This window comes from Lysinibacillus sp. (genome assembly GCF_032093475.1).
In the GTDB taxonomy this organism is placed as follows: Bacteria; Bacillota; Bacilli; order Bacillales_A; family Planococcaceae; genus Lysinibacillus; species Lysinibacillus irui.
In genome coordinates this window covers 1-4170 of the sequence record NZ_DAMDAY010000199.1, presented here as the reverse complement: position 1 = coordinate 4170, position 4170 = coordinate 1, and the positions used below count along the sequence as shown (strand labels likewise).

Annotated in this window: 3 protein-coding genes and 1 pseudogene; all 4 read left to right on the top strand. The window is 40.0% G+C overall.

Annotation, left to right across the window (positions count from 1 at the left end):
* Positions 1-370: pseudogene (locus tag RT445_RS23160) on the top strand (type I glyceraldehyde-3-phosphate dehydrogenase); the annotation flags it as partial.
* Between the two features lie 517 nt (positions 371-887).
* Entirely contained in the window at positions 888-2072 is a 1185-nt protein-coding gene (locus RT445_RS23155) for a phosphoglycerate kinase (RefSeq protein WP_312506000.1), read from the top strand.
* A gap of 28 nt (positions 2073-2100) precedes the next feature.
* Positions 2101-2862 (top strand): triose-phosphate isomerase, encoded by a 762-nt coding sequence (tpiA, locus tag RT445_RS23150; RefSeq protein ID WP_313471691.1) that lies wholly within the window; start codon positions 2101-2103, stop codon positions 2860-2862.
* Positions 2855-4170: 2,3-bisphosphoglycerate-independent phosphoglycerate mutase (gpmI, locus tag RT445_RS23145; RefSeq protein ID WP_313471689.1), on the top strand; the 1316-nt coding region annotated here is incomplete at its 3' end. The genes tpiA and gpmI, both read left to right, overlap by 8 nt.

The following is a 4170-nucleotide window of genomic DNA, read 5'->3' as shown; positions in this document are numbered from 1 at the left end:
TTCAAAAGTATTACCACAATTAAAAGGTAAGTTAGATGGCTTCTCTATGCGTGTGCCAACACCTAACGTATCTTGTGTGGACTTAGTTGTAGAACTAAAAGCAGATGTAACAAGAGAATCGATTAACGAAGTATTAAAAGAAGCTTCTGAAAATGAATTAAAAGGCATTTTAGGCTACAATGAGCTACCATTAGTTTCTATTGATTATAATGGTAACCATCATTCATCTACAGTAGATGGTCTTTCAACAATGGTTTTAGAAAATAAAATGGTGAAAGTACTAGCTTGGTACGATAACGAAATTGGTTACTCTACTCGCTTAATGGACTTAGCTTTATACATTGCTGAACAAGGATTAAACCATAAATAAGTATCATATTTCGACATTTTGAGTAAAAAGTGTGACATATTACGGCTTTTTATGCACAAAAAGTATAGCCTTTATAATATCCAATAGATATAATATACAAGGGTAATGGGAGTAAGGGATTTTACCCTTACTCCCTTTTTTATCTTGATTCAGCAGAAAGCACCCACTATAGATGGTGAAATGAATGCGCAAATGGTTCTCTTCGATTCGGGGGTGAGCCTCAGCGGATGTCACAGATTTTGAAGAGGAGCTTTTCGAACAAGCTCGAAAAAAATCTGGACGCAATTATGGCTGAGCCGTAATTGATACATGGTGAATTGCAAGACATAGTAAGTAACTTTTGCTACTATAAAAACAAGTATTAGGGTTCATTATCAAAAGTTGGGGAATTAATGCTCGTAGATGATGATCGAAAAAGTACCAACATGCCTTTTCAATTTAGTAAGCATGGTGTGGAGCCAAGATGGGTAAAACACAAGGATGTAAAACTAAAACAAACTTTGAAGGGAGTTTCTTCATGTTAAATAAGAAGACAATGAAAGATATTGATGTAAAGGGTAAACGCGTTTTTGTACGTGTAGATTTTAATGTTCCAATGGCAGATGGTGCCATTACCGACGAAACACGTATTCGTGCAGCTATTCCTACAATAGAGTATTTAGTAGAGCAAGGTGCTAAAGTTATTTTAGCTTCTCACTTAGGTCGTCCAAAGGGTGATGTAAAAGAAGACATGCGTTTAACAGCTGTTGGTATTCGCTTAGCTGAATTAATGGGCAAGCCTGTTACGAAGCTTGACGAATCTATTGGGCAAGCGGTGGAAGAAGCCGTTGCAAACATGCAGGATGGAGACATTCTTCTTCTTGAAAATGTTCGCTTCCATGCAGGGGAAGAGAAAAATGATCCAGCATTAGCACAGCAATTTGCTCAGCTAGCGGATATTTATGTCAATGATGCTTTCGGTGCAGCTCACCGTGCACATGCTTCTACAGAAGGGATTGCTAAGCATATTCCAGCTGTCTCTGGTTTCCTTATGCAAAAGGAATTAGATGTATTAGGAAAAGCTTTATCTAACCCTGAGCATCCATTTACTGCAATTATCGGTGGTGCTAAAGTAAAAGATAAAATTGGCGTAATTGAAAGCCTATTAGAAAAAGTAGATCACTTAATTATCGGTGGTGGTTTATCATTTACATTTATCAAGGCACAAGGGCACGATATCGGTAAATCCTTGTTAGAAGAAGATAAAATCGAGCTAGCTAAATCTTTCATTGAAAAAGCAAAAGCAAAAGGCGTGCAATTACATATGCCAATCGACGCTGTCGTTGCCAATGAATTCTCACAAGATGCAGAAACACAAATCGTTGATGTAGACGCTATTCCAGCTGATTGGATGGGTCTAGATATTGGACCAAAAACGGCTGCTCACTATGCAGAAGTGATTAAAAACTCTAAATTAATCATTTGGAATGGTCCAATGGGTGTCTTCGAAATGGATAAATTTGCAAACGGTACAAAAACTGTTGCCGATGCAATGGCGGCAACAACAGGCTATACAGTGATCGGTGGTGGTGATTCAGCAGCTGCTGTTGAAAAGTTTGAAGTGGCGGACAAAATGGATCACATTTCTACAGGTGGCGGTGCTTCCCTAGAATTAATGGAAGGCAAAGAGCTTCCAGGAATTGTAGCACTAAACGATAAATAAGCGAACTAAACATATCGGAGGCATGATGATGCGTAAACCAATTATTGCAGGTAACTGGAAAATGTTTAAAACATTTGAGGAAGCTATTCAGTTTGTAGATGCAGTGCAGGATAAACTCCCTTCTAATGAGAAAGTAGATGCTGTTGTTTGCGCACCAGCTCTTTACCTACCTACACTTGTGCAGGTTGCAAGCGAATCAGAATTAGCGATTGGCGCTCAAACAATGCACTATGAAAATGAAGGGGCCTTTACTGGTGAAATTAGCCCAGCACAGCTTGCAAGTGTAGAAGTAGATTATGTCATTTTAGGACATTCAGAACGTCGTGAATACTACAATGAAACAGATGACGCTATTAATAAGAAGGTAGCAGCGGCACTCGCACATAGCATCGTACCAATTATTTGCTGTGGTGAAACACTAGAAGAACGTGAAGCTGGCACAACAGAACAAAAGGTGGCAGGTCAGATTAAAGCGGCACTTGCTGGGTTTGAAGCACAGCAAGTAGAGCATATGGTCATTGCCTATGAACCGATTTGGGCGATTGGAACTGGTAAAACTGCTACTGCAGATGATGCAAATCAAGTATGTGGAGCCATTCGAGCAGTTATCGAAGAGCTGTATGATGCTGAAACGGCGAATGCTGTTCGCATTCAATATGGTGGCAGTGTGAAGCCTGACAACATTCAGGAGCTTTTAGCAAAAGAACATATTGATGGTGCTTTAGTTGGTGGAGCAAGCTTACAACCAGAATCTTATTTAACATTATTGGAGGCGGCAGCAAATGCCTAAAAAGCCAGTAGCATTAATTATTTTAGATGGCTTTGCATTTCGTGATGAAACATTTGGGAATGCAGTAGCACAGGCTAACAAGCCTAATTTTGATCGATATTGGAGCCAATTCCCCCACGCGACATTAACAGCAGCGGGAGAGGCAGTTGGATTACCAGAGGGTCAGATGGGTAATTCCGAGGTAGGTCACTTAAATATCGGTGCTGGACGTATTGTTTATCAAAGCTTAACACGTTTAAATAAGTCCATTCGTGAAGGGGACTTCTTTACAAATCAAGCATTTATAGATGCAGTGGCACATGTAAAAGCACATCAGTCAAAGCTACATGTGATGGGCTTACTGTCAGATGGCGGTGTGCATAGTCATTATGAGCACATGTTTGCGTTATTAAAGCTGGCTAAACAACAAGGGTTAGAGGACGTTTATGTACATGGCTTCTTAGATGGTCGAGATGTTGGTCCTACAACAGCCTTAGACTATATCGAAGAAACAGAAAAACAGATGACAGAAATGGGTATTGGTCAATTTGCTTCTATCCATGGACGTTACTACGCCATGGATCGTGACAAACGTTGGGATCGTGTTGCACTTACGTATAATGTATTGGTAGATGGTGTTGGCCAAGCAGCAGAAAGTGCAAAAAGTGGTGTGGCAGCATCCTATGAACGTGAAGTGACAGATGAATTTGTCATTCCATTTAGTATTCAAGAGCATGGTGAGCCAGTAGCAACGATTCGTGATAATGATGCAGTTATTTTCTTTAACTTCCGTCCTGATCGTGCCATCCAGCTATCCACAGTGTTTACAAATGAAACATTTGATGGATTTGCGGTATCTGCAAACCATCCAAAAAATTTAAAATTTGTGTCCTTCACACACTATAGTGATGAAGTGAACGCACAGGTTGCTTATGAAAACGACAACCTGAAAAATACGATTGGTGAAGTACTTTCCACGAATGGTAAAACACAATTACGTATTGCTGAAACGGAAAAATATCCACATGTTACATTCTTTATGAGTGGTGGCCGTGAGGAAAAATTCCCAGGTGAAGAACGTATTTTAATTGCATCACCAAAGGTTGCAACATATGATTTAAAACCTGAAATGTCTGCCTATGAGGTGACAGAAGCCTTGCTTGCAGAGATTGAGGCTGATCGATTTGATGGCATTATTCTTAATTTTGCTAACCCTGATATGGTTGGTCATAGTGGAATGCTTGAGCCAACTATTAAAGCCATTGAGGCAGTAGATGAATGTTTAGGGAAAGTAGTAGATGCACTCCTTGCCAAAGGCGGCGCAGCTAT

Coding starts and splice junctions, on each gene's coding strand:
- RT445_RS23155 (WP_312506000.1), top strand. CDS start 888: ATGTTAAATAAGAAGACAATGAAAGATATTGATGTAAAGGGTAAACGC.
- tpiA (WP_313471691.1), top strand. CDS start 2,101: ATGCGTAAACCAATTATTGCAGGTAACTGGAAAATGTTTAAAACATTT.